We start from the raw sequence: 5,143 nt of genomic DNA, 5'->3' as shown, positions 1-5,143 counted from the left end.
TTAAGTTTTATAATAAGTGTGTAAAATGATTTATTTTATAAATCGAGGTGTTTAACATATGAATTCTAATAAGTTTTTTCCAATATTAGGATTGTTGCTTTTATTGATATTGGCAATTGGATCTGGAAGTGCAAGTGAAATAGATTCATGTCATATAGGGGATAGTTCTGCCGATATTGATTTAGCAGTCACTGAACAACCAGACATAGATGAAGTGGATGATTCTAATATTGTAAAAGAAGAAAATTTTGGCAATGATTTCACTAGCTTAGATGATACGAAAAGCATTAATGATGAGATAGGTAGTATTGAAGGTATTGAAATAGGGGCAGATATAAAAGATAATCTCGGTGCTAATAATCTCACATCTACTGTAAAATTTAAAGAAAGCGATTATTCCAATTACTTTAATTCAAAAGGGAGTATAATCTCAGGAAAATTAAAACCTGGAGACACTTTAGACTTTTCAGGCATATTTAAAAACAAATCATTTAATATTAATATTCCTTTGATAATTACAAGCACTGAGAATGATGCCAATTTGGTTGATTGTAATTTCAATATAATCAATGGTGCTCAAGGAATAATCATCTCTAATTTAAAGGCAAACATGTCTTTAATGGAAAAACCTATAATTAATGCCTATGATGTAAGTAGAATTTCTGTAATTAGCAATGATTTTTACTCTGTAGCTTCAAAATCCTATCCAATACTTTTCATTGGCGTAAATGAGTCAAGTATTTTAAATAATAGGCTCCAAACAACTTGTAATATTGTTGGGTGGGGTCATCCTTCAGTTATTGTATTGAGCGATTCCCATTATAACAACATTTCTGGGAATAATGTCATAACCAATGATTCCAATGGCATCTATTTAACAGGATACTTAGGTGGTGGAAGCATGGGCTCTGGAGGGGGTTCCAATAGTCATAATTATATTTTCAATAACACTGTCCATAGTGTAAGGGGTATGGAATGGGCAGTGGATGAAAACGGCAGAACACCGATGCCTTCCTCATTTGCCTATGGAATACAGGTCATGGGTGCAGATAATGAGATAATAAATAATTTTGTCTATAATGTTTACAGAGGTATTAGCGCCACTCAAAGTGGAAATAAAATTGTAGGCAATGTAATTTCCAATATTCATGGTACTTGGTATAGTGGAAATACTAAGGAAGAAGGTGGGGATTATGCTATTTATGTAGGCACAGATTCTTTAGTTAAAGATAATAAGATTTTTGACTCCATATTCAATACTTCAAGTGCTGCTGCTATTTTTGTAGGGAATAATTCTCAAGTAACAAACAATTATTTGGAAAATATTCATGGAATAGGATTATATATAACTGGCAATTCCATTAATTTTACTTATAATAGTGTAATCAATTCCAGCAGTTTTTCAGTTCTATCTCAAGGAAACTCCTATGATGTAATAATTGCTAATAATATTCTTGTTTCAGATTCAGTCGCAATTTGTCTGCAGAAAACATCAAGAGTTGATGCTCCGCATGATTTTATTATAGAAAATAACGTAATACCTAGTTCTAATATTATAACTTATGAGGATTCTTACTCTGAAAATATTGCATTAAGCAATAATGGGGATATTTCTGGGGATTATGGCTATGATGCTGGTAATAATGTAAAGACTTATTATGTTTATGAGAGTAACCTTGGAAAATTCTTTGCTACAAATGGCTATTTAACTAATGTTGATGAAGGTAGCACTATAATCTTTTTAGGTGAATTAAACAATAAAGGAAAATTGTATATTAGCAATAAAGTGAATATAAAAGGTTTTAACAATTATGCAAAATTTACTGATACTACATTCATTATTCTAGATAATGATGTGTCCATAGAAGATTTAACCATTTTAAATCCAAATAAAGTTAATGCTGAACGTGTATGGGGAATTCAAGTAAAAGAAGCAAGCAATGTAACAATTAAAAATTGTCATATATTCACTTTTGATTCTTACTGTGCTTATGCCATTTATCTTTTGGATTCATCAGATATTAATATCATCGATAATTATTTGGAAACCAAAGGTAATTACTTGACTGCAGCAATTCTTTCATTTAATTCAAAAAATGTTTTAATTGAGGGTAATTATCTTAAATCTATTGGAACTGGCGAGAAATATCTTTGCAATAACCAAAGTTGCCTAGATGGCTATCTCAGCATATGTGCTGATGGTTGTATTGATGGTTGTACTGATGGATGTGTTGATGGTTGTACAGATGGTTGTATTGATGGTTGTACTGATGGAGAAGGTTCATCTTTTGATTTAGATGGTGTTTACCCAGGCACTCATATTGTAAAAAATATTTTTAAAACCTATGGATTTTTAATGGTGCATCCTACAAACATTACTTTTACAAATAATAAAGTGGATGTCACATCTTCTCTTGAACAGTATTATGATTTAAACGAATCTTGCAATGCAATTGGAGGAGTATTTATCCAATATGGCGGATTCAACAATACAATTTCAAACAATGAAATCTCTTTAGATTCCAATGACCCTATTGCTTATGGTATAGGTATTGTTGGTGCAACAGCTAATAGTTCTGCTGAAGGTTCAAAAAACAATACTTTCAGTTGCAATAATGTTTCCATTAAAAGTTTATATCATGCTGTGGGTATTAATTTAGGAAATAAAGCTATTGAATCCAATATTTCAAATAATAACTTTAAGATTTATGCTGTTCAAGTTCACAATATTTTAAACAACACAGGTGTTGAAGAGGATAATAATATTCTTGAAAATAACAATTTTGATGTAACAACTAGACATATTACTGTTTTAATTGTTTCAGATGTATCCTATAAATTCAATAATTTGAAAAAAATTATTTCTATCACTCTTAAAGATAAGAATGGATCATCTATTACAAATAAAAAGATTTCAGTCATTGTTGATGGTGTAACTTATTATGGAACCACTAATGAAAATGGTGTAGCAACAGTTAAAGTAAGCTTATCTAAGGTTGGCACTTTTTCTGTAACTGCTAAATTTGATAGTGATGATGATTTCATTGCTTCTTTAGGAACTGGAAAACTCACTTTAACTAAAGACAGCACAAGCTTGACTTCAGCTGGCAAGACTTACACAGTCACTGCAACTCCAAAATCAATTACAGTGACCTTAAAGGATGCAAGTGGAAATCTAGTTGCAAATAGAAAGATCACTGCAACTGTAAATGGAAAAACCTACAGTGGAACAACCAATTCCAAAGGTGTAGCTACTTTCAAATTGACTTTAAAAACAGTCAAAACCTTTACTGTAGCACTTAAATTTGCAGGAGACAGCTATTACACTGGAAGCACCAAGTCTATAAAGGTTAAAGTAACCAAAACCAAAACCAAATTGACTGTTCCTAAGAAGACCTATAAAAGGACTGCAAAAGTCAAGAAATTAACTGCAACCTTAAAGGATCAAACTGGAAAGGTCATCAAGTCCAAAAAGGTTACTTTCACTGTAAACGGCAAGAAATACACTGCAACAACCAATAAGAAAGGTGTTGCTACTGTTAAGGTTAAATTATCTAAAAAGAAAACCTATAAAGTTACAGTTAAGTTTGCTGGTGATAAGACTTATGTAGCAGTTAAAAAGACTGGTAAAGTTGTAATAAAATAATTTTCCAATTTAAAGGGAGTTTCTCTCTTTAAATTATTTTTTATTTTTATTTTTTTATGGTGATTGAATGATAAATATTGGAAATGCTTTGATTTTTGCAGATGAAGCTGCTTTTCAAGGTTCAAACGGATTGCTATCAATGTTTTCAACTACTAACGGTACTGGTTTGCCAATACTGGATAGTTCATTAACTGCTATTACACAGGCATTACAGATACCTGTAATCATTCTTTTAATAGCATTTTTAGTATTCGCTGTATATACTTTAGGAAAGCTATTATCAGAACACCTTTCTCGTAAGAAAGTACCTGTTAGCTTAATCAAAGAAATGATTTACGCAATCTATGATGCAGAGTCTGCTGAAGATATTAAAAATGTAGTCAATAATGCAGATATTCAAAAGTCTCAAAAGAGAATCCTGTCAGAACTTGCAGAGAGCGAACATCTAGGTAAAAAATCAAGGGAAACATTGGCTCGTAGACTGATAGATAATGAAGAGGATAAAATTGCACAAAACCTCAACAAGACAGACATTGTTACTAAAATTGGTCCAACCCTTGGATTGATGGGTACTTTGATCCCTATGGGTCCAGGTCTTGCAGCATTAGGTACCGGTGATGTAACCACACTTGCAAGTGCGATTACAATTGCATTCAATACAACAGTTATCGGTATAGGATCCGGTGCAATTGCATACTTCGCTTCTAAATTGAGACGCAGATGGTTTGGTGAATACCTTGCCAACTTGGATGCATTGATGGATGCGATTTTAGATAATATTGACAAGAGAGATGAGAGACTTAAATAGTCACTGAAGTGATTGAAAGTTATACAATATAATTTTAAAACAATAATTTTCATTAATTGTTTTTTGAAAATAAGCTTAAATATTGTATACAATATATTTAAAAAATTTTACAATAGATTAGAATTCTTATGGTTTAGAGATTAAAAATTTCATATATTTTGGTGATTATTATGGCTCGTCGTCGAGGTAAAGGACGTTTTGACAGTGAGGAAGAAGACCCTATGGCAGGAACTGCTAACCTTGTGGATGCAATGTTGGTTATTGCTGTAGGTTTGCTTGTATTCTTGGTGCTTGCTTGGAATATGCAAAGCGTTTTATTTAATGACCAATTGACCCAAGAACAAAAGGAAAAGGTCATGGAAGCCATGAATCAGGAAGTGACTGAGGTTCAAGAGGGACAGATATTAAATGAAACTCCAGATACAAGCAATCAGACTGGACAAGGCTATACTGAGATGGGTAAGGTCTATAAGGATCCATCTACGGGTAAGCTGATTATGGTTCAGAATAAGAATAAATAATCTTTCTTCTTTTTTATTTTTTTAATATTTTTTTTATATTTTTTATTTTATATTTAGACTTTTTTTATTCATTATATTTTATTTTAATAGCTATTGATTTTTTAATTCATTATTTATACTAGAAGAAATAAATTATTTTTTAATGGTAAGCCGAAGACAGCTGCTGGT

4 protein-coding genes are annotated in these 5,143 nt (G+C 31.5%); 3 read left to right on the top strand and 1 reads right to left on the bottom strand.

The annotated features are described in order from the left end of the window. Nucleotides 1–2,178: 2,178 nt before the first annotated feature. Complete coding sequence (locus IJI80_RS08285) at nucleotides 2,179–2,256, bottom strand: hypothetical protein (protein ID WP_365953568.1); 78 nt, start codon at nucleotides 2,254–2,256, stop codon at nucleotides 2,179–2,181. A 100-nt stretch (nucleotides 2,257–2,356) separates the two neighbouring features. Between IJI80_RS08285 and IJI80_RS08280 the strand changes: the two genes are divergently transcribed. The 3 genes from IJI80_RS08280 to IJI80_RS00705 all read left to right on the top strand — a co-directional run bounded on the left by IJI80_RS08280 (nucleotide 2,357) and on the right by IJI80_RS00705 (nucleotide 4,975). Then, nucleotides 2,357–3,646, top strand: coding sequence for an Ig-like domain-containing protein (locus IJI80_RS08280; RefSeq protein WP_365953566.1), 1,290 nt, complete (start codon nucleotides 2,357–2,359; stop codon nucleotides 3,644–3,646). Nucleotides 3,647–3,785: 139 nt separating this feature from the next. Continuing rightward, nucleotides 3,786–4,454, top strand: a complete 669-nt coding sequence (locus IJI80_RS00710) for a MotA/TolQ/ExbB proton channel family protein (RefSeq protein ID WP_292786543.1) — start codon at nucleotides 3,786–3,788, stop codon at nucleotides 4,452–4,454. A 170-nt stretch (nucleotides 4,455–4,624) separates the two neighbouring features. After that, nucleotides 4,625–4,975 (top strand): DUF2149 domain-containing protein, encoded by a 351-nt coding sequence (locus tag IJI80_RS00705; RefSeq protein WP_292786537.1) that lies wholly within the window; start codon nucleotides 4,625–4,627, stop codon nucleotides 4,973–4,975. Nucleotides 4,976–5,143: the final 168 nt, after the last annotated feature.

It is taken from the genome of Methanobrevibacter sp. (genome assembly GCF_017432245.1).
Lineage (GTDB): Archaea > Methanobacteriota > Methanobacteria > Methanobacteriales > Methanobacteriaceae > Methanobrevibacter.
This window is presented reverse-complemented; position numbering and strand designations above follow the sequence as displayed.

Coding starts and splice junctions, on each gene's coding strand:
- IJI80_RS08280 (WP_365953566.1), top strand. CDS start 2,357: ATGGTGCATCCTACAAACATTACTTTTACAAATAATAAAGTGGATGTC.
- IJI80_RS00705 (WP_292786537.1), top strand. CDS start 4,625: ATGGCTCGTCGTCGAGGTAAAGGACGTTTTGACAGTGAGGAAGAAGAC.
- IJI80_RS00710 (WP_292786543.1), top strand. CDS start 3,786: ATGTTTTCAACTACTAACGGTACTGGTTTGCCAATACTGGATAGTTCA.